Origin of the sequence: Labrenzia sp. OB1 (genome assembly GCF_001624695.1) — a bacterium.
In the GTDB taxonomy this organism is placed as follows: domain Bacteria; phylum Pseudomonadota; class Alphaproteobacteria; order Rhizobiales; family Stappiaceae; genus Roseibium.
Map to the genome: position 1 here is coordinate 158,137 of NZ_JSEP01000006.1, position 21,087 is coordinate 179,223.

Sequence of the window (21,087 nt, forward strand, 5' to 3'; positions counted from 1 at the left end):
AGGCAGACCCCGGGTCGGCTTTAACCTCAAGAACGACACTGATAATTTTACCTATGTTCTCTTTTATACGTTTTTTGATACGGTTGCATGAAGCGGCACCAGATACTTGCCCTTGCGGAATGCATGCAGGAGTATTTATAAAATAGAAGACACACCGCCCGAAATTGCAAGATGGCAACTTCTGTATCCGAGTAGGCTGGGGGAGAGAATATCGGAATGAAGATCCGGAGCTATCTCGTCTTCTTCTTGCTCATAGCAACATTGCTGCCGACCCTCATTTTCAGCATCTGGTCCTATCACGATGCGGTGTCTCGCGAATTTGCCGAGGTCGAGGACAGGCATCTGCTTCTAGCCCGCAAAACAGGCTTCGCACTGGATCGCTATCAGCGCAATCTTGCGACCACCTTCAACACGGTGACATCGAGCCTGGTCCGGGGCCAAAGTCCAAGCGAACTTTCCGGCCTTCTGGCCCAGTTCGACATGTGCTGTGTTTTTCTCGCAGACAAGGCCGACGGCAGGATAGACGGCGGCATCTGGGCGTCCGGAACCGAAATCATTCAACAGGTACCTCCGGATCAGTTCGCCGACTTGAAAATGATCGCCCGCAAGGACATGCCGGTCTACTCCAATGTCAAGGCTTCGAAGGACAATCGCAATTACGTCTTTGTGGTCCGGGAACTTGATGACCACTATGCAATCGCCGAGATCTCGTCGGCCTATTTCACAAAACTCAGTCAGAGCATCATTTTTGGCGAAAAGGGCCATGCCGCCATTGTCGACCGATCAGGCACGGTGATCGCCCACCCCAGGCAGGAATGGGTCGACACCCGGAAAAACATCTCACAGATCCCGATAGTTGCACGCATGATGATCGGCGAAACCGGCATCGCGGAATTCTTCTCCCCCGCGGTCGACAAGGAGATGATCGCCGGTTTCACGTCGGTCCCGGGCCCGGGATGGGGCGTGATGGTCGCGCAACCGGTTTCCGAAATCTATGAAAAGGTCGCGAAAAACCAATCCTCTCTTCTGCTCATTATCGGCGGCGCCGTTCTGGCCACGATTGCCATCGGGCTGTTCCTTGCACGGTCCCTGTCAAGGCCGCTCGAGGACCTCGCAAGGGCAACGCACATCAGTGGCCAGCACCAGAAACTGGCTCCGGTCAAACCGCGCTGCGGAGGGCTCCGCTTCAGGGAAATCGCCGACTTCTGCGACAGTTACAATACGATGGTCGCCCGGATGACACGGGCCGGCGAGCAGATTGAAAAGCTTGCCTATAGCGATAACGTCACCGGGCTGCCGAACCGTGACCATCTGCAGTCCGTCGCCGAACCGATCCTTAGGGAAGCTCGCGTCCCTGATCGGGGCGGGATCGTCGTTCTGATCGATCTGGACAACTTCAAGGAAATCAACGATCTGCACGGCCATCATGCAGGCGACCTGCATCTCAAGACCTGCGCACACACGCTTCTGGAAATGGCGGACAGCCTGGATCTAGAGCGTTCGGTACCCGGCAGTGCGTTTGCACCGCCCCTCGTCGCCCGCATCGGCGGCGACGAGTTCATCATGCTGATACAGGGGCTGGTGTCCGACACGCGCATACAATCCTTTCTGGAGCGAGTTCTTGCGGCACTCGCCGCCTCGAACCCCGAACTCAGCATTCCGCCGAGCGCAAGTATCGGATGCGCCCGGTTTCCCGAGCATGGCCAGACGCTTGAAGACCTTACAAAGCGCGCCGACGTCGCCATGTATCACGCCAAACGCGCGGGCAAGAACCGGATGCATGTCTTCTCGCCGGAGATCGACAGGCAATCGGCGGCGGAAATCCGGCGTGACCTCATATCGGCGATCAAAGACGACCGGTTGTTTCTGGAGTACCAGCCCAAAATCTGCACGACCCGGCGCAAAGTGGTCAGCGTCGAGGCGCTCGTTCGCTGGGAGCATCTCGAACTGGGCTACCTTTCGCCTGAATACTGGATCCCCATGCTCGGGGCATCGAACGCGATGAACCGTCTTGGAGAATGGGTCATCGGTCAGGCGATGAAAGACCATACGCTGCTCCTGGAGCAGGGCCACGACCTTTGGATGTCGATCAACATCGGCTCCAACCATTTTATTTCACCCGATTTCATCGACACGCTCGAGTCGATCCGTTCAGAACTGGGATTCGACAGCGCACAACTGGAGATCGAAGTGACCGAGGACGCCCTGTTTGCATCGGAACAGCGCGCTCTCTCGACTTTCACGCGGCTTCACGAACTGGGATACAAGGTGTCGATCGACGATTTCGGCACAGGCTATTCGAACATCACCCGGCTAGCGGGCCTTCCGGTCGGCTATCTCAAGCTTGACCACTCGCTGATCGCCGGGGCAAGCGGAGATCCACGCATCCGGACAATCCTTGCCTCGACGATCGACATGGCGCAGAAGCTGGGATGCAAGACCGTTGCGGAAGGTATCGAAACCCGGGAGCAGGCCGAATTCGCAACACATCTGGGAGCGAACGCTCTCCAGGGACGTTACTTCTCCGGCGCGCTGCCGGTCCGGGAGCTGATGTCCTGGCTGGACCTTCAGGACAGCAGTTCGGGTCATGCGTATCTGAGACCGGAACCCGAAACGGTCTAGGGCGTAAACTCCCAAACGAAGACGAAATGGCATGAAAAAGGCTTCACCCCGTGTCGTCAGCGTGCGTGCCGGGCAGGAAACCCGCTCAGGGCACGCTTCCTGACGGGGGGCGCCATTTCCCATGCCATTTCGTCTCCATTTGGGAGTTTACGCCCTAGAAGATTGGCTCCCGCATGCGGCTATATTCGCGCTGGAACAAACGCGGCCGTCCTGATAAAGCCTCGGCATGGCAAACGACTCCGCACTTTCGTTAGAAGGCTTCCTCGCCGCTATTCCGAACAACACTCGGCTGATCGGCCTTGATCTCGGCACGAAAACCATCGGTCTGGCCCTGTCCGACCTGGGACGCGGAATTGCGTCGCCCCTTGAGACGATCCGGCGGAAGAAATTCACGCAGGACGCGGAACAACTGCTGCAGATTTGCGCGAAACATGAAATCGGCGGAATGGTTCTTGGCATGCCGCTCAACATGGACGGCAGCGAGGGGCCGCGCGCCCAGGCAACCCGTGCCTTTGCGCGCAACATGGCCCAGAAAACCAACCTGCCGATCACATATTGGGATGAGCGCCTGTCGACCGCTGCCGTGACGCGGACCCTTCTGGAAGCCGATTCAAGCCGCGCCAGACGGGCCGAAGTCGTCGACAAGATGGCCGCCGCCTATATCCTGCAAGGTTTCCTTGACCGACTCGGTTTCATGGGCCTAGAAACCTGAATATTGCTACCCTCCCAGCTTAGCTGAATAGTTTTCCATGCTGACAACACTTGCCGCCCTGGCTCCGGTTATTCTCGTGATCGCTTGCGGCTATCTGATAGCCCGCACGGGCCTGATCACCGGAGACCAATGGCGCGGCGTTGAAAAGCTCGCCTATTTCGTGCTGTTTCCGGCCGTGCTGTTCCGGACAATCTCCGGAGCCGATTTCAACAGTTTTCCCACACTCAACATGGGTGGCAGCCTGCTGGCGGCGATCCTGCTGATGGCTTTTGTCCTTCTGGCCGTCCGCAGGCCCATCGAACGTATCTGGGGCATCGCTCCGGAACGGTTCACGTCGATCTTTCAGGGCACCTTGCGCTGGAACGCCATGATCGCCCTGGCGGTTGCCGACAACATCGCCGGCGATACCGGCCTCGCAATGCTTGCCGTCGCCATGGTGTTCATGATCCCGGTCCTGAATATCGCTTCCATCCTGGTCCTGTCGCACTACGCCAGCGGCACAACGCCCAGCGGTGCCAGGATCCTGAGAGACCTCTATACCAACCCGTTCATAGTCTCCATCGGGGCGGGACTCGTCCTCAATTTCAGCGGGATCGCCCTGCCGTTCGTGATCGAGGACACGCTGGAGATTTTCTCGCGGGCCGCCCTGCCGATCGGCATCATATGCGTCGGAGCCGGCCTCGATCTCCGCTCGCTGCGCCGCCCGGGACCGGCACTGACACTTGGCACCTTCCTGCGGCCACTTTTTATGCCCCTGCTGGCCTTCGGTTTCGCGACCCTGTTCGGCGTGACAGGCCCAGCGCTCGCGGTCGTCATCATTGCCAGCTGCGTTCCCTGCGCCAGCAACTCCTATCTTTTGGCACGGCAGATGGGCGGCGACGCGAAATTGATGGCCGAAATCATCACGCTGCAAACCCTTGTCGCGACCGTAAGCATTCCCCTGGCCCTGCTTGTGTTCACCTGACTCGCGAGAGGCCTGTATTTTTGTCCACCCGTTCAAATATTTAGCAAGCGTGTGGACAGTGGGTAAAAGCTGAGGCACGAGCGGATGTCATGTCTTGTGCACAGGGGCGATTCCACCTATAGGCATGATCTCGATGACCGCAAAAGACACCCATCGAGACACCCCCTACCCCCATCGCCATCTGCTGGGCATAGAGGGCCTTCACCCGCACGAAATTCTGGGCCTTCTGGACCGGGCCGAAGAAGCCGTCGAGGTTTCCCGCCAGATCCACAAGCGCAGGCTGGTCCTGCAGGGGCGCACCCAGATCAATCTCTTCTTCGAAAACTCCACTCGCACCCAAAGCTCGTTTGAGCTGGCCGGCAAACGGCTCGGTGCGGATGTGATGAACATGGCGGTGTCCCAGTCCTCGGTCAAAAAGGGCGAGACGCTGATCGACACGGCGGCGACGCTGAACGCCATGCACCCCGATTTGCTGGTGGTGCGCCATCACGCGGCCGGCGCGGTGCATCTGCTGGCCCGCAAGGTCGGCTGTTCGGTTGTCAATGCAGGCGACGGGCCGCATGAACACCCGACCCAGGCATTGCTGGACGCCCTGACAATCCGCCGCCACAAGGGCAAGATCGCCCGGCTGACGGTGGCGATCTGCGGCGACATCGCGCATTCCAGGGTCGCCCGTTCCAACATCATTCTGCTGAACGCGCTCGGAGCCCGGGTACGCGCGATCGCGCCTTCCACTCTGCTTCCCTCCGGCATCGCCAAAATGGGCGTGGAGGTCTTCAATTCCATGCGCAAGGGGCTGGAGGGCGCGGATATCGTCATGATGTTGCGGCTGCAGCGCGAACGCATGAACGGCGCATTCGTGCCGTCGGTGCGCGAGTACTACCGCTACTACGGTCTTGACGCGGAAAAACTCGCCTATGCCAAGGAAGACGCGCTGGTGATGCATCCAGGCCCGATGAACCGGGGTGTGGAAATCGACGCATCAATTGCGGACGGCGCACAGAGCCTGATCCGCGAGCAGGTTGAAATGGGCGTGGCGGTGCGCATGGCCGTGCTGGAAGCGCTCGCCGCCAACCTGCCGAATAACTAGAGGATTGCAACAGTGGCTCTCGATGCACCCAAACCTCTGGTTCTCTCAAACGCCAGGGTGATCGATCCGGCGCGCGGACTGGATGCGCCCGGCTCGATCATTGTCGCCGACCGCACGATCCTCGCCGCCGGACCGGAAGCGGCCAATCAGGGCGCTCCCTATGGCTCGGACATCATCGACTGCAAGGGCGCCATCGCCTGTCCGGGCCTGATCGACATGTGCGTCTCGGTCGGAGAACCGGGCGCGGAACACCGGGAAACCCTGGCAAGCGCCTCCCAGGCCGCGGCCGCGGGGGGCGTCACCACCATCTGCATCATGCCGGACACCGATCCGGTGATCGATGACCCGGCGCTGGTGGATTTCATCCTGCGACGGGCACGCGATACGGCAAGCGTCAACATTCTGCCCCTGGCGGCCCTCACCAAGGGGCTCAAAGGCGAGGAAATGGCCGAAATCGGTCTTCTTCAGGAAGCTGGAGCCGTCGCCTTCACAAACGGCCACAAGTCGGTCAAGAACGCCCAGGTCATGCGCCGCATGATGACCTATGCCCGCGACTTCGATGCGCTGGTCATTCATCATACCGAGGATCCCGACCTTGCCGGCGGCGTCATGAATGCCGGCCTGAACGCTAGCTGGAAGGGGCTCTCCGGGGTCTCGCGTGAAGCCGAAATCATCATGCTGGAACGCGATCTGCGCCTTGTCGGCATGTCCAGAGGCAAATACCACGCGAACCTGATCTCCACCTCCGACAGCGCCGACGTCATCCGTACAGGCAAGAGCCGGGGTCTGGATATCACCGCCGGGGTCTCGATCAATCATCTGACCCACAACGAAAACGACATTGGCGCCTACCGTACCTTCTTCAAGATGTCTCCTCCGCTGCGCGACGAGGACGACCGGCTGGCGATGATCGCGGCCGTCGCAGACGGGACCATCGACATCATCTGCTCCAACCACGACCCGCAGGACGTGGAAACCAAACGCCACCCTTGGGCGGAAGCCGAAGACGGGGCCATCGGCCTGGAAACCCTGCTGGCCGCCGCGCTGCGGCTGCATCATTCCGATGAGGTCGACCTGATCACCCTACTTGGCACCATGACCAGCAACCCGGCGGACCGGCTCGGACTGGAAACCGGCCGTCTCGCCAAGGGAGCTCCTGCCGATATCACCGTCTTCGATCTCGACCGTCCATGGGTTCTTGAGAAAAACGCGATCCGCTCCCGCTCAAAGAACTCCCCATTCGTGGATGCCCGTTTTTCGGGCCGGGTGCTCCGCACGGTGGTTGCCGGGAAAACTGTCTACGATCACGCCCATTAGGCCGAAGCGTTGCGGTTTCATGTTTGCCGGACTTGATCCGTCAATTCATGCCGTTACATTGCGCCAGACAACAATTGCACACGGCACAACCACACGGCATGGATGCCGGGCGTTCCATGGCGTGACGTCGAAACAATGTGCCTTCAAGGGGGAAACCGCGTGCCTGATCCGATCAGCTGGGCATTTGCCTGGCCCTATTATCTGGCAGCCCTTGCTTTCGGCTATCTGCTCGGATCCATCCCGTTCGGATTGATATTCACCCGAATGGCCGGTCTTGGCGATATTCGCAAGATCGGCTCGGGCAATATCGGCACCACCAACGTTTTGCGCACGGGCCGAAAGTCCTTGGCCGCGGCAACGCTGCTGGGCGATGGCCTGAAGGGGACCGCTGCGGTTCTGATCGTCGGGCAATTGTACGGCCAGGAGATGGCCCTGATCGCGGGTCTCGGAGCTTTTCTGGGCCATCTGTTTCCGGTCTGGCTCAAGTTCAAGGGCGGCAAGGGCTTCGCGACATATCTTGGCGTCCTGCTCGGGCTCTATTGGCCCATGTTCCTGCTGGCCGCCGCGATCTGGATCGCCATGGCGTTTCTCTTCCGCTATTCCTCGCTCTCCGCGCTCACGGCGTGTCTCGCCACCCCGATCCTGCTGTATTTCGCTTTCCACCAGTTCCAGTTGGCGGAAATGTTCGTGCTGCTGGGTGTTCTCCTTTGGGCGAAACATCATGAGAATATCGGCCGGCTGCTGCGCGGCCGGGAAAGCAGGATCGGTTCCACCTCCAAACCCGCGCCAGACGCCGTTTCCGCTCCGGATGGTCAGGACAGGTGAACACTCCTTCCCGGTATAAGGCGCACCGCCTCTCCGACGCCCAGCGTCTTGCGTGGTTGCGCCTGATACGGTCGGAAAATATCGGACCGGCGACTTTCTTCGAGCTGCTTGACCATGCCGGTTCCGCTGAACGCGCACTGGACCTCCTGCCGGAACTTTCCAGGCGCGGCGGCAAGAAAAGTTACCGGCTGTGTTCCCTGGAGGACGCGGAAGCCGAGTTGTCCGCCCACCGCACACGGGGCGCGGAGCTCATCGCGTTCGGTGAAGACGGCTACCCGCCACATCTCAGGCATATCGACGGCCCGCCTCCGGTTCTTTCTGTTCAGGGCGGCCCGATCCTGGCGCACCCGAAAGCGCTCGGGATCGTGGGCGCGCGCAATGCCTCGCTTTCAGGGAGAAAACTGGCGGCACGGTTCGCACAGGAACTCGGTCAGCAGGAATTTGCCATCGTTTCCGGGCTGGCCCGCGGCATCGACGGCGCCGCCCACGAGGCGGCTCTTGCAACCGGCACCGTGGCGGTATTCGCCGGGGGCATCGATATTCTTTATCCGCCCGAACATAACCGTCTGCTAGCGGCGATCCTCGACAGCGGCGGTACGGTAATCAGCGAGATGCCTCTGGGATGGAAACCGCGCGGCCGGGATTTCCCCAGACGCAACAGGCTGATTTCCGGTATCTCTCTGGGCGTCATCGTGATCGAGGCGGCCAAGGCGTCCGGGTCGCTGCATACCGCCCGCTACGCCCTTGAGCAGAACCGGGAGATATTCGCCGTTCCGGGTTCTCCCCTCGACCCGCGTTCGGAAGGCGCGAATGGCCTGATTCGTCAGGGAGCGACGCTGGTGACTTCGGCTGGAGACGTTCTGGAAAGTCTCTCCGGGCGGCTCGAACCCGCCTTGCCTCTTCAGCAACGGCTTCTGGAAGATGAGCGGGCCGCTCCTTTGCCGCCCTCCGATCCGGATGACGATTTGCGGCACAAAGTACTTTCCGCCCTGGGTCCGGCACCGGTCGATCTCGATGAACTGATCCGCTTCCTGGGCGCAGATACCAGGTCGATCCATATCATTTTGCTGGAGCTTGAGCTTGCGGGCAAGATCGAGCGCCATCGCGGCAACAAGATCTCCGCCCTGCTTTAAGGAGCGAATTCAGCCTGAATCCCGGTGGATAACCGGTATAGAGACCGGACGGGTTGACCGGAAAGGTTCAAAGGTCCATTTGACACACGGCGTGTGATCCGTGATCGTCTCGCCATAATAATAATGTTCTCCACCGGGCGGACGTCCCGCTTCCGGCAAAAATAATTTGGGTAGTAATGAACGTCGTCATCGTGGAATCTCCGGCGAAAGCCAAGACGATCAACAAATATCTCGGGTCCGATTACACGGTTCTGGCTTCCTACGGTCATGTGCGCGATCTGCCGCCGAAAGACGGATCCGTGAAGCCGGACGAAGATTTCTCCATGACCTGGCAAGTCGACGGCAAGTCCCAGAAGCGTCTTTCGGAAATCGCCGCCGCGGTGAAGGATGCCGACCGCCTTATTCTCGCGACCGACCCCGACCGCGAAGGGGAAGCCATTTCGTGGCACGTTCTTGAAGTGCTGCAGAAAAAGAGAGTGCTGAAGGGCAAGCAGATCGAACGGGTGGTGTTCAACGCGATCACCAAAAAGGCGATTCTGGAAGCCATGGCCAACCCGCGCGAACTCGATGTGCCGCTGGTCGATGCCTATCTGGCGCGCCGCGCCCTCGATTATCTGGTCGGGTTCACCCTGTCACCGGTGCTGTGGCGCAAGCTGCCGGGCGCGCGCTCGGCGGGCCGCGTGCAGTCGGTCGCCCTGAGGCTGATCTGTGACCGGGAAATGGAGATCGAGGTCTTCCGTCCGCAGGAATACTGGTCGATCCTCGCCAACATGAAAACCCCGGCCGGCGACATGTTCCAGGCCGGTGTCACCGGTTTCGACGGCAAGAAGATCGGCCGCCTCGACATCACCAACGAGGCGGATGCCACCACAATCAGGACCATGCTGGAAAACGCCAGCTTCAAGGTCGACAGCGTGGCCTCGAAACCGGCCAGGCGCAATCCGGCGGCCCCGTTCACCACCTCCACGCTTCAGCAGGAAGCGTCGCGCAAACTCGGCTTTGCCGCTTCGCGTGCCATGCAAGTGGCGCAGAAACTCTATGAAGGTGTGTCCATCGGCGGCGAGACCTCCGGTCTCATCACCTATATGCGTACCGACGGCGTTCAGATCGCGGCCGAGGCCATCGATGCCGCCCGCTCCGTCATCGGTCAGGATTTCGGCGACAAATACGTTCCCGAAAAACCGCGCATTTATTCCACCAAGGCGAAAAACGCCCAGGAAGCCCACGAAGCGATCCGGCCGACCGATCTGTCCCGCCGCCCCAAGGACGTTGCCCGCTTCCTCGATCCGGACCAGGCCAAGCTTTACGAACTGATCTGGAAACGGACCATGGCGTCGCAGATGGAATCTGCCGTTCTGGAACGCACCACCATCGAGATCCTCGCGGACGGATCCGGCAAACGCGCCAACCTGCGCGCAAGCGGCTCGGTTGTCAGGTTTGACGGATTTCTGGCGCTCTATCAGGAAGGGCGCGACGACGATGAGGACGAAAGCTCCAAACGCCTGCCCGCCGTGGACGAAGGCGCCGCGCTGAGCGCAGCCTCCGTGGACGGAAAAGCCAAGGCGATCGAAGCCTCCCAGCACTTCACCACGCCGCCGCCGCGCTACACGGAAGCAAGTCTGGTGAAGAAGATGGAGGAACTCGGCATCGGCCGGCCCTCCACCTATGCTTCCACGCTGCAGACCCTGCGCGACAGGGATTATGTCGAACTGGAGAAGAAGCAGCTCATTCCGCTGGACAAGGGCCGCATCGTCACCGCCTTCCTGGAAAGCTTTTTCCAGCGTTATGTGGAATTCGACTTCACCGCGAGCCTTGAGGAACAGCTCGACAAGATCTCCGCCGGCGAGCTCTCCTGGGTGGAGGTCCTGCGCGACTTCTGGAAGGGCTTTTCGGGCGCGGTCGACGACATCAAGGATCTGCGCGTTTCCCAGGTCATCGATTCCCTGAACGAACTGCTCGGTCCGCATATCTTCCCGGCCAAGGAAGACGGCTCCGACCCGCGCAAGTGTCCCACCTGCGACACCGGACAGCTGTCCCTGAAAGTCAGCCGCTGGGGCGCCTTCATCGGCTGCTCCAACTACCCGGAATGCAGCTTCACGCGCCAGCTGGGCAAGCCGAACGGTGAAGACGGAGAAGGCGACGAGGGCCCGAAAGTCCTCGGTCAGGATCCGGAAACCGGGGTGGATGTATCGCTTCGTACCGGACGCTTCGGCCCTTATGTGCAGCTCGGCGAGGAAGCCAAACCCAAACGCGCCTCCCTGCCCAAGGGCTGGTCGGCGGCGGATCTCGATCTGGAAAAGGCGCTGCAACTGCTGTCGCTGCCCCGCGAGGTCGGACCGCATCCCGAAGACGGCAAGATGATCAGCGCCGGGATCGGCCGATACGGTCCGTTCGTCCTGCATGAGGGCACCTACGCCAATCTTTCGTCGCCGGACGAGGTGTTTTCCGTCGGCATCAACCGCGCGGTCGATGCCCTGGCTGAAAAACGCGCCAAGACCGGTGGCCGGTCCGCCGCAACGCCGCTGAAGGAGCTCGGCGAGCATCCGGACGGCGGGCCGATCAATGTTTATGACGGGCGTTACGGGCCTTATGTCAAACACGGCAAGATCAACGCGACGCTGCCCAAGGACAGTGACCCCACGGCGGTGACGCTGGAACAGGCGCTCGAACTGATCGCGGCCAAGGCCTCGAAGGGCGGCAAAGGCAAGACCGCCGCCAAGAAAACGGCCGCGAAAAAGCCGGCAGCCAAGAAAACCGCAACCAAGAAAGCGGCGACCACCAAGACGGCAGCCAAAAAAACCGGGGCGAAAAAGACAGCCAAGGCCCCTGTCGATGCTTCGTCCGGTGAGGTCCCCTGGGATGATGCGTCTTGAGCGCAAAACGAGTTAACCCGCGAAAGCACACAAGTCGAAAACACGCAAAGGTCCCCGGGGAGATGCCCTCGCGCGAGGACATTCTCGCCTTTGTCGCGGACAACCCGGGGCGTGCGGGAAAACGCGAGATCGCCCGCCATTTCGGCATCATCGGCGGCGCCCGCATTCACCTGAAGAAAATGCTCAAGGACCTCTCCGAAGAGGGATTTCTTGAAAAGCGCAACAAGAAAATGATCCGGCCCGGCGACATGCCGCCGGTGTTCGTCGCCAGTCTGGTGGCCAGAGATCGGGACGGTGAGCTGCTGGGCGTTCCCGTGGACTGGGACGCGGAAGCGGGAGACCCACCGAAAATCCTTATCCTGACCGGCAAGACAAAGGCGACGCAGCCGGGTGTCGGCGACAGGGCGCTGATCCGCCTGAGCGAAGCGGAAACCGGTGAGGAAGCGACCCACGCCGCCCGTGTCATCAAGGTGCTGGAGAAGCGCCAGGGAGCGATCCTCGGCATTCTCAGGAAACGCGACGGGGACCGCCCTCCCTATCTGGAACCGATTGACCGCAAGCAGCGTGAGCTTGATGTCGATCCAGGCGATCTCAAGGAAGCCGATGACGGAGACCTCGTCAGCGTCCAGGTGACACGGTCCGGACGCTACGGTCATCCGCTGGCCGCGATCGTCGAACGCTTCGGCGCGATGAAGTCGGAAAAGGCGATCTCGGAAATCGCTCTTCAGTCTCACAACATTCCTCATGTGTTTCCAGCGAGCGTCGAGGCCCAGGCAGAGGCAGCCGTGCCGGTCGAAAAGCTCGGCAAGCGAGAGGACTGGCGCAAAATACCGCTCATCACGATCGATCCACCCGATGCCAAGGATCACGACGACGCGGTTTTCGCGGAACCGGATGAAGACCCTCAGAACAAAGGCGGCCATATCGCCTATGTCGCGATCGCAGATGTCGCGTATTACGTTACACCCGGTTCGCCGATGGACCGGGAAGCCAGCCTGCGCGGCAACTCGGTCTATTTTCCCGACCGGGTGATCCCGATGTTACCGGAGCGGATTTCCAACCAGCTCTGCTCGCTCAGGGAAAAGGAAGACAAGCCGGCGCTTGCGGTGCGCATGGTGTTCGACAAGTCTGGCCGCAAGATCAGCCATACCTTTCACCGGGTCCTGATGCGCTCGGCCGCGAAGCTGTCCTATATACAGGCTCAGAAGGCCATGGACGGCGTTGCCGACGAGAAAGCCGAACCGCTTGTGGAGGGTGTCCTGAAGCCGCTCTGGGCAGCCTATGAAGTGCTTAAGAGGGGCCGGCAGGACCGGGAACCGCTGGATCTCGATCTGCCCGAGCGAAAGATCAAGCTGAAGGAAGACGGCACAGTCGATCACGTCTATGTGCCCGACCGCCTGGATGCGCACAAGCTGATCGAGGAGTTCATGATCCAGGCCAACGTTTCCGCTGCGGAAACGCTGGAAAAGCAGAAAACCGCCCTGCTCTACCGGGTTCACGATGCGTCCACGCCCGAGAAACTGGAAGCCCTCAAGGACTTCCTCGGCACGCTGAACATGAAGCTGCCCTCCTCCGGCGGCCTGCGTCCGTCCGCCTTCAACACCATTCTGTCCAGGGTCAAGGACACTCCGCATGCGCATCTCGTCAACGAGGTGGTGCTGCGCAGTCAGGCGCAGGCGGAATATGCGCCCCAGAACATCGGCCATTTCGGACTGAACCTGCGCCGCTATGCGCATTTCACCTCGCCGATCCGCCGCTATGCTGACCTGCTCGTCCACCGTGGCCTGATTTCAGCCCTCGGATTGGGCAAGGACGGCCTGCCGGACGGCATCGAAAGCAAACTCGACGTGATCGGAGCGGAGATATCCGCGGCCGAACGCCGCGCCATGCTGGCCGAAAGGGACACGATAGACCGCCTGATCGCCCTTTGGATGAGCGACCAGATCGGCGCCACCTTCCAGGGCCGGGTCGCCGGAGTGGTGAAATCCGGCCTTTTCGTACGCCTGCAGGACACCGGTGCGGACGGCTTCGTGCCGGCCTCGACCATCGGTCTCGACTACTACCGCTATGACGAAGGGTCGCACGCGCTGATAGGTGACAAAACCGGCGAGACCTACCAACTTGGCGATCAGGTAGAGGTCAGGCTCGTGGATGCCGCACCGTTTGCCGGATCGCTTACATTCGAACTGATCAGTCACGGCCGCATTGGCGGCAAGCAAATCCGGAAAGCGGACCCCAAGGCCCGGCGCGGACCGCCAAAAGGCGGGCGCACAAAGACCTCGCCAGCAAAACACAGACGAAGGAGGTCTTCGTGACAGTTCACTATGAGACAAATGCCAATCCGGGCGCGGCGGCACTGACCAGCCGCAAGGCGCACCGCCCTGTGTTGGCCGCGATGCTGCGCGGTGCGGCCAACAAATGCATGAGTTGCGGCCAGGGAAAGGTGTTCAAGGGGTTCCTGAAGAACGCCCATGCCTGTTCCCATTGTGGGCAGGAGTTCCACCATCATCGTGCCGACGACGCGCCGCCGTACTTCACGATCACCATCGTCGGGCACATCATCATTCCGGCGCTGCTTGCGGTGGAAGTCCTTTGGCACCCGGCCATATGGATTCACATGAGCCTGTGGCTGCCGCTGACCATCATTCTCGCCCTCGTCCTCATGCGTCCGATCAAAGGCGCGCTGATCGGGCTGCAATGGGCGCTTTACATGCATGGCTTCGATCCGGATTCCGAAGACGATCTGCCGGTCGTGCCGGCTTCCTCGCCCGCCATCGTTGAAAGGCTCTCATGAGCGGATCGTTCGAGAAGCAGCTGGCGAAAGACGAACAGGCCGGTAATTACCCCTATATCCGGCCGCGCGACGCCGCAACGCTGCTCATTCTCGACCGTAAAGACGACGGCGACGTCCGTCTGCTGATGGGGCGGCGGCACATGCGCCATACCTTCATGCCGGGCAAGTTCGTTTTTCCCGGCGGGCGTGTCGATCCGTCCGATTCCCGGATCACGAATGTGGTCCCCTATCATCCGGACGTCGAGGCGAAGCTCTCCGAGGACCTGAAAAACGTCAAATCGGCGGCCCGCGTCCGTGCCCTCGCCCTGGCCGCGATCCGCGAGACATACGAGGAAGCCGGACTGTTCATCGGGAAAAAGTCGACCGGTGCGGCGGTCCACCTGGGCAGCGGCTTCGAAGCCTTCGCGGAACGGGGTATCCAGCCCGATCTCGGTGGCATGCGCATGATCGCCCGGGCCATCACGCCGCCACAGCGTCCGCGCCGCTTCGACACGCGTTTTCTGGCCGTTTGGGCCGACGCTGTCGCCGACCGGCTTCCGGACGGCAAGGGCCCTTCCGGGGAACTTGAGGACTGTGCCTGGCTCACCCTGGACGAGGCGCGCGGCAAGGAACTGCCGATGATCACCACCAGGATCCTCGCCGACCTGGAAGAGCGTCTGGAAGCGGACCCTGACCTGTCGCCCAAGACACCTGTCCCCTACTATTTCTTTCGCCAGGGCGGCTTCAAGCGGACGCTTATCTAGGCTACCGCTCCCAAGGTATTCTTCTGAAACCACGCAACTTTCACCGCCCGGTCTTCCATACTGACGCGTGATGCGTTGAATCCGGAAAATCAGGAGCTTTTCTCATGAAAATGCACGCGGTCGTCCCCGAAGAACTGAAGCCCTACTACACGGACTGGAAGATGTCTCCGGGCCTTGCCTGCGGCGACTTTATATTCCTGACCGGTTTCACCGGCGCGGAGCCAAATGGAGACCTTCCGAAGGACCCTGATACGCAGATCCGCAACGCGTTTCGAAAGGTTGGACTGGTCCTGGCGAAAGACGGCCTCAGCTATGGCGCGCTTGTCGAGATGACGAGCTATCACGTCGGTCTGCGGTCTCATCTCGAGACGTTCAAGGCGATCCGGGCGGAATTCATCGAAGAGCCCTATCCGGCCTGGACGGCAATAGAAGTCAACGGATTTGTCCAGGAAGGTGCTATCGTGGAGATCAAGGCGGTTGCCTGCCGGTCCCCCAGGCTGGCGTGAGGAAAAACCCGGTGGAAGGATGAGGGACCTCATGCCCCGCTCCGCCCAGGTGTTTTTTCCTCTCAATCCATCAAATCATGCCGCCAACGGCAGGGAGCGCTTGACTTTCGCGCACCGATGAGTAGGTTTCGCGCTGATTTCAGACATCGGGGCAGATTCACCGCCAGCCATCTGGCCGCAAGAACCCTATGCTCTACAACAAGGAACAGGATCCAAGGCCATGGCCAAGGCGACAACAATCAAAATCAAGCTGCTCTCCACGGCGGACACCGGATTCTTCTATGTCACCAAGAAGAACTCCCGCACGATGACCGACAAAATGGTCAAGAAGAAATACGACCCGATTGCCAAGAAGCATGTCGAGTTCAAGGAAGCCAAGATCAAGTAGATCCGGCTTTCAGACTGTTTTTGCAAGAACCCGCCTTTCCGGCGGGTTTTTCGTTTCCCCGCCGCCCGGCATGACGCCCCCCACAAGATGCGTTCGAAGAATACAACCTGGCGGCCCGGAGGCCGGGCCCCCAGGCTCAATTCGGACGGATATGGCGAAAAAATAGTGGTCGGCGGGAACACGGCATTCGAGGAGGCCACTCTTCGGCCGGTTCCCTGCCGACCTGCCCCACGGACCCAGGAGATGCGGCGGACCTGAGCACTCCGAGGGGTATTTTTATGTCTGGATAGTCACGATGGCAGTTGTGCCCTCGCCAAATAAACCATCAGGGTTATACCCAATCTGCGGTCACACTACCCTATTGCAACCTGAATGCAACACTTTCCAAAAAATTTGCACAGGAACAATGTAATCTTAGTAAATTCGTAACCTTAATATGGTGACTGCATGATTCGAGACAGTATGAATTCCCTGTATTTCGGACGGAAACCAGATACCTTCGTTCTTGGGAAACCTTGCGAAACTCTTTAGCCGGAACAATGCCTCGCCTAATCCCGCGTCAAGCTTCACCCAGGTAGGCGCGCACCGTTTCCAGAAACTTCGCCACAGAAATAGGTTTGGAAATGTAAGCTTCACAGCCGCCCTGGCGTATCCGTTCTTCATCGCCCTTCATGGCGAAGGCCGTCACAGCAATGACGGGGATCGATGCGATATTCTCGTCTTCCTTGATCCACTTGGTGACCTCCAGACCGGAGACTTCAGGCAACTGGATGTCCATCAGAATCAGATCCGGGTGGTTTTCACGGGCCAGTTGCAGCGCTTCAATCCCGGTACGGGTCTGCAAGGTATTGTAACCGTGTGCTTCGAGCAGATCATGAAACAACTTCATGTTCAGCTCGTTGTCTTCTACGATCAACACGGTTTTTGCCATATTTCCGGCCCTTTATCCGGCTGAAAGCCGGTCCCAATTATCATTTTCGCGGCGTTTTATTGTCCGCGGTAGAACCTTCGTGCGGCCTACATTAAGTTTGTTCTAACCCGGAATCGTTTCAGAAAGGCAAAAAAACACAATGAAAAATCTACAGGCGAAGTCATTGTCCGTTGAAGAAGCACAAGGGATCGCCACGGAAGCACTTCTGCAGCTCAGCCGGGACCCGGAACAAATCGGTCGTTTTCTCGCCATGTCCGGGATCGGGCCGGAAGTGATCAGGGAAGCCGCGGAAGAACCGGGATTTCTGGCCGGAGTGCTTGAATTCTACATGATGGATGAAGCGCTCCTGCTGGCATTTTGCGAAAATGCCGGGGTCAGGCCGACCATGATGGCCGCCGCACGCTATGCCCTTGCCGGAGGACAGGAAGACCATGCCTGAACCGACGCCGGTTCTGCCGGAGGTTCTGGAACAGATCCGGGCCCTTCCTGTTGCGGACAGACCGCTGATCATCTGCGACGTCGACGAGGTGATTCTTCATTTCATCACCCATCTGGAAACCTATCTGGACGCACGCGATCTCGTCTTTCTGAAACACGAGTATCGGCTGACGGGAAATATCGGCCACAAGGCCGATGGAACGACGCTCCCGGCGGACGATGTGCGCCGGCACCTGCTGACCTTTTTCGATGAAACCAGCCATCGCCAGGACATGGTTGCGGGCGCGGATGCCGCCCTGCGTGACCTTTCACGGGACTGGGAAATCGTGCTGCTGACCAATCTGCCCGGCGGCCACAACAAGCCGCAGCGTGAAAGGCTGCTGTCAGGAATGGGCATTCCCTATCCGGTGCTTGCCAATTCCGGCCCCAAAGGCGGCGCGGTTGCCGCACTTGCCGCCGGACGTCCCGGCCCCTTCGTCTTCATCGACGACAGCCCGACCAACCACAGTTCGGTGAGCGCCTCGCTGCCGGTGGCCACCCAGATCCAGTTTGTCGCCGATGCCCGGTTCAGGGGATCGCTGCAGAAGGAAAACCATATTGATCTCGTGACGGGCGATTGGCAGGAGACGGCGGCCTTCATAGGCGGTATTCTGGAACGATAATGACACGCGCGGAGCAGACAGTCTCCGCGCCAGCCCCTGTTGTGATTCATATGGTTCCGGAAAATCGAGCCCTGTGCCGGGACTGCGGCAACCGCGTCAAGTCGGCATCCCCCCGGTGTCCGTCCTGCGGTAGCCCCCGGCTTGTGCGGCATGCGGAACTGGACCTGCTGTCGATTGCCCATATCGACTGCGACGCCTTTTACGCCGCGATTGAGAAACGCGACAATCCGGAGCTTAGCGACCAGCCGGTGATCGTCGGCGGCGGCCAGCGCGGCGTCGTCTCGACCTGCTGCTACATCGCCCGCATCTACGGCGTGCGCTCCGCCATGCCGATGTTCAAGGCGCTGGAAGCCTGTCCCGATGCCGTGGTCATCAAGCCGGACATGGAAAAATACGCCCGTGTGGGCAAGGAAATTCGAGAACGCATGCGCGCGCTGACGCCGCTGGTGGAGCCTCTTTCCATCGACGAGGCGTTTCTCGACCTGACAGGAACACAGCGCCTGCACCATGCAACACCGGCCGAAACGCTCTCCAGGTTCGTTCGCGATGTCGAACGGGATATCGGCATCAGCACCTCCGTCGGCCTGGCACCGAACAAGTTCCTGGCGAAGCTGGCGTCGGAACTTGACAAACCGCGCGGCTTTTCGGTGATCGGCGCGGGGGAAGCAAAAGCCGTGCTCGCGGCGATGCCCGTCGGCCGTATCTGGGGTGTCGGCAAGGTGTTTCAGAAAAAACTGGAAAGAGACGGGATCCGCACCATCGGCCAGTTGCAGACCATGGACTCCGTGGACCTTGCGCGCCGCTACGGCTCGATCGGACTGCGTCTCGCCAGGCTTTCCAACGGTGAGGACACGCGCAGCGTCGAACCGGGACGGGGCGCGAAGAGTGTCTCTTCGGAAACGACATTCCGGACGGATATCTCCAGTCTGGATACCCTGCGGCCAATCCTGCGCAGCCTGTCGGAAAAGGTTTCCGCCCGGTTGAAGAAATCGGAGCTGTGCGGGCGCGGAATAACGCTGAAGCTCAAGACGGCCGACTTCAAGACCACCACGCGCGCGCGGCATCTGGCCGACCCGACACAGCTTGCCGACAGGATTTACGCCGCCGGCGAGGCACTGCTTGAAGTCGAGACCGACGGCCGGAAGTTCCGGCTGATCGGCATCGGCGTCAGCGATCTGGAACCTGCCGAGCGCGCCGACCCGAAGGATCTTCTCGATCAGTCTGCCGAGAGGCGCAAGAACGCCGAACTGGCCGTGGACCGGCTGCGGGACAAATTCGGAAAATCGGCCGTCGAGCTCGGCCTGACCCATGCGGCCAAGATGGCGGAAAAATCAAGGAAGACCTGACTTTGCCGCCGGGCCGGCCTCTTGCCGGAGCCCTTACCGGAGGGGCTTTACTGCCGGGGGCACTCCACCTCGTCATAGAGTTCCAGCGCGGCCATCTGGCCCTGGATGGTGAAGTCGCCATAGTCGAGTTTCAGCTTGCCGCTGATGCCATTCTCATAGAGCCAGAAGGACAGCTGATAAACGGGCAGCAGTTCACCGCTCGCGTTCTCTTCGGCCGGATCGAAATAAGCGACGGTCACCGGCCAGTAATGCAGCCCGGAAAGCGGCGCTTCCGGGCCCTGCGCCCCGGCTTTGACCGGGCTGAGCGTTCTGGCGCCGATCACTGTTGTTGTGGCATAGACCTTCTCGCCGGTTTCCGCTCCGTCATAGATGTTGGCCGCCAGGAAATGCACGCCCTCGTCGGCCGATTTCAGAACGGTGAGAAGATGCTCCGTCGGAAAGAGCACCTCGCGGCCGATCTCCAGCGACTTTTCCGAAGGTTCCTTCAGCTCGACCGTCTTCGCGCCTGCGCCAGCGCGCGCCGTGCCGCGCGTTGCCTCGACCAGTTCCTGGTCGACAAAGGTCTTCGACAGGAACTGATAGCTTGCCGCTTTCGGCTCCTCGAAGGAGGTGGTCTGAAGATCGGTGATCTGCGAGCCGCCGTTGGCATCCTGGAACTCGGTCACGAAGCGGAAATTGACGCTGTAGCCTTCGCAGGCGCTGCCGGAAAAGTCATACACCATCCGGCCGTTCAGACCCGCGATGCCGGACTGCTCTTCCATATCGCCGAGCTTCATGTCGTAGACGGCCCGGTGGGGCACCAGTTTATACGCCGCGGCCGATCCCATGTTGCCGGCAAAAGCCCCGCTTGCCGCGACGGACGAAGCGGCAAGCGCCAGCAGCACACTCCGGAATGTCAGGGATACGGACTTGGGAACGCACTGCATCAATCAAACCTCTTTTTCGCCCGGACATTTAAGAGCCGCGAGGCCCGTGCCGGACATTATGCGGCAAACCGCTCGTTTCGCCAGAGCGAATGAACAGCCGCCCGTGAAAACTTCAAGTGCAGGGTATATCTCACACGAGAATACCGGAAGAGGTATTTCCCGGCAGACAAAAGCCCCCTCCTCCACAGCTTCCTTGCCGCGAGGACGAAGATTTTAGCCTTGTCAGGTCCGGCGAATTACGCCAAGACACCGGGCAACCTCACATAGGCCTGCGGACAGCAGAATTCAACGAGACACACCCGCGCGGAGACCCCTTATGAGCACCATAGAAGCCCGCCTTTCCGGCCTCGGGATCACCCTGCCGGAGGCCGCAGCGCCCGTAGCCAATTACGTTCCCTTCCTCAGAACCGGCAACCAGCTTTTCATCTCCGGTCAATTGCCGATGCGAGACGGAAAGATCCAGGTCACCGGCAAGCTTGGTGCCGATGTCAGCGTCGATGACGGCAAGGCGGCGGCAAAGCTCTGCGCCATCAACCTTCTGGCGCAGGCAAAGGCCGCCCTCGGAGATCTCGAAAAAGTCGCGCGTCTCGTCAAGATCGTCGGCTTCGTCAATTCGACCGCCGATTTCACCGAGCAGCCGCAGGTGATCAACGGCGCTTCCGATTTCATGGTGGAGGCCATGGGAGACAAGGGCCGGCACGCCCGCTCCGCCGTCAGCGCGGCTTCCCTTCCCCTCGGCGCGGCCGTGGAGATCGACGCGATTTTCGAAATCGCGGACTAAGGTACGGCCCCAAACTTTTTTCAGCGCTGCCCACAC

Annotated in this window: 19 protein-coding genes; 17 read left to right on the top strand and 2 right to left on the bottom strand. The window is 60.3% G+C overall.

The window, feature by feature from the left end; all coding sequences use genetic code 11:
* The first annotated feature begins 216 nt into the window (after positions 1-216).
* From OA90_RS10205 to rpmG, 13 genes are all read left to right on the top strand, one after another.
* Positions 217-2,622, top strand: a complete 2,406-nt coding sequence (locus OA90_RS10205) for an EAL domain-containing protein (protein WP_068410255.1) — start codon at positions 217-219, stop codon at positions 2,620-2,622.
* 226 nt (positions 2,623-2,848) lie between these two features.
* Positions 2,849-3,334 carry a Holliday junction resolvase RuvX gene (gene ruvX, locus OA90_RS10210; protein WP_068410258.1) on the top strand — a complete coding sequence of 162 codons (486 nt, stop codon included), beginning with the start codon at positions 2,849-2,851 and terminating at the stop codon, positions 3,332-3,334.
* A 37-nt stretch (positions 3,335-3,371) separates the two neighbouring features.
* Positions 3,372-4,298 carry an AEC family transporter gene (locus tag OA90_RS10215; protein ID WP_068410261.1) on the top strand — a complete coding sequence of 309 codons (927 nt, stop codon included), beginning with the start codon at positions 3,372-3,374 and terminating at the stop codon, positions 4,296-4,298.
* 124 nt (positions 4,299-4,422) lie between these two features.
* Complete coding sequence (locus OA90_RS10220) at positions 4,423-5,388, top strand: aspartate carbamoyltransferase catalytic subunit (protein ID WP_199823661.1); 966 nt, start codon at positions 4,423-4,425, stop codon at positions 5,386-5,388.
* Positions 5,389-5,400: 12 nt separating this feature from the next.
* Positions 5,401-6,705, top strand: a complete 1,305-nt coding sequence (locus OA90_RS10225; protein ID WP_068410264.1) for a dihydroorotase — start codon at positions 5,401-5,403, stop codon at positions 6,703-6,705.
* 159 nt (positions 6,706-6,864) lie between these two features.
* Positions 6,865-7,530, top strand: coding sequence for a glycerol-3-phosphate 1-O-acyltransferase PlsY (plsY, locus tag OA90_RS10230; RefSeq protein WP_068410267.1), 666 nt, complete (start codon positions 6,865-6,867; stop codon positions 7,528-7,530).
* Entirely contained in the window at positions 7,527-8,663 is a 1,137-nt protein-coding gene (gene dprA, locus OA90_RS10235) for a DNA-processing protein DprA (protein ID WP_068410270.1), read from the top strand. Before plsY ends, dprA begins: the two co-directional genes overlap by 4 nt.
* Before the next feature lie 176 nt (positions 8,664-8,839).
* Positions 8,840-11,536 (top strand): type I DNA topoisomerase, encoded by a 2,697-nt coding sequence (gene topA, locus OA90_RS10240; RefSeq protein ID WP_068410273.1) that lies wholly within the window; start codon positions 8,840-8,842, stop codon positions 11,534-11,536.
* A 62-nt stretch (positions 11,537-11,598) separates the two neighbouring features.
* The gene (gene rnr / locus OA90_RS10245; protein WP_082836959.1) at positions 11,599-13,851 is read left to right on the top strand and encodes a ribonuclease R; all 2,253 of its coding nucleotides are present in this window, start codon (positions 11,599-11,601) and stop codon (positions 13,849-13,851) included.
* Positions 13,852-13,892: 41 nt separating this feature from the next.
* Positions 13,893-14,330 carry a DUF983 domain-containing protein gene (locus OA90_RS10250; RefSeq protein ID WP_279625810.1) on the top strand — a complete coding sequence of 146 codons (438 nt, stop codon included), beginning with the start codon at positions 13,893-13,895 and terminating at the stop codon, positions 14,328-14,330.
* Positions 14,327-15,073, top strand: coding sequence for an NUDIX domain-containing protein (locus OA90_RS10255; RefSeq protein WP_068410279.1), 747 nt, complete (start codon positions 14,327-14,329; stop codon positions 15,071-15,073). Before OA90_RS10250 ends, OA90_RS10255 begins: the two co-directional genes overlap by 4 nt.
* A gap of 104 nt (positions 15,074-15,177) precedes the next feature.
* Positions 15,178-15,579, top strand: a complete 402-nt coding sequence (locus OA90_RS10260) for a RidA family protein (RefSeq protein WP_068410282.1) — start codon at positions 15,178-15,180, stop codon at positions 15,577-15,579.
* Positions 15,580-15,799: 220 nt separating this feature from the next.
* Entirely contained in the window at positions 15,800-15,967 is a 168-nt protein-coding gene (gene rpmG, locus OA90_RS10265) for a 50S ribosomal protein L33 (RefSeq protein WP_068410285.1), read from the top strand.
* A gap of 559 nt (positions 15,968-16,526) precedes the next feature.
* Here the strand turns inward: rpmG and OA90_RS10270 are convergent.
* Positions 16,527-16,898 (bottom strand): response regulator, encoded by a 372-nt coding sequence (locus tag OA90_RS10270; protein ID WP_068410288.1) that lies wholly within the window; start codon positions 16,896-16,898, stop codon positions 16,527-16,529.
* 139 nt (positions 16,899-17,037) lie between these two features.
* On the opposite strand from OA90_RS10270, the gene OA90_RS10275 reads away from it, so the two are divergent.
* Genes OA90_RS10275 through OA90_RS10285 form a run of 3 tightly spaced genes read left to right on the top strand, consistent with a single transcriptional unit; the run spans position 17,038 to position 19,344 of the window.
* Positions 17,038-17,337: a DUF3572 domain-containing protein gene (locus OA90_RS10275; RefSeq protein WP_068410292.1), complete on the top strand. Its 300-nt coding sequence runs from the start codon at positions 17,038-17,040 to the stop codon at positions 17,335-17,337.
* Complete coding sequence (locus OA90_RS10280) at positions 17,330-17,998, top strand: hypothetical protein (protein WP_068410295.1); 669 nt, start codon at positions 17,330-17,332, stop codon at positions 17,996-17,998. The genes OA90_RS10275 and OA90_RS10280 overlap by 8 nt, the downstream gene beginning before the upstream one ends.
* Positions 17,998-19,344, top strand: coding sequence for a DNA polymerase IV (locus OA90_RS10285; RefSeq protein WP_208986069.1), 1,347 nt, complete (start codon positions 17,998-18,000; stop codon positions 19,342-19,344). Before OA90_RS10280 ends, OA90_RS10285 begins: the two co-directional genes overlap by 1 nt.
* Before the next feature lie 47 nt (positions 19,345-19,391).
* Here the strand turns inward: OA90_RS10285 and OA90_RS10290 are convergent, their stop codons facing one another.
* Entirely contained in the window at positions 19,392-20,270 is an 879-nt protein-coding gene (locus OA90_RS10290; RefSeq protein WP_068410298.1) for a cell envelope integrity EipB family protein, read from the bottom strand.
* Between the two features lie 316 nt (positions 20,271-20,586).
* Here OA90_RS10290 and OA90_RS10295 point away from each other — a divergent pair, with 316 nt between their 5' ends.
* A complete protein-coding gene (locus OA90_RS10295) occupies positions 20,587-21,051 on the top strand; it encodes a RidA family protein (RefSeq protein ID WP_068410300.1) in 465 nt (154 codons plus the stop codon).
* Positions 21,052-21,087: the final 36 nt, after the last annotated feature.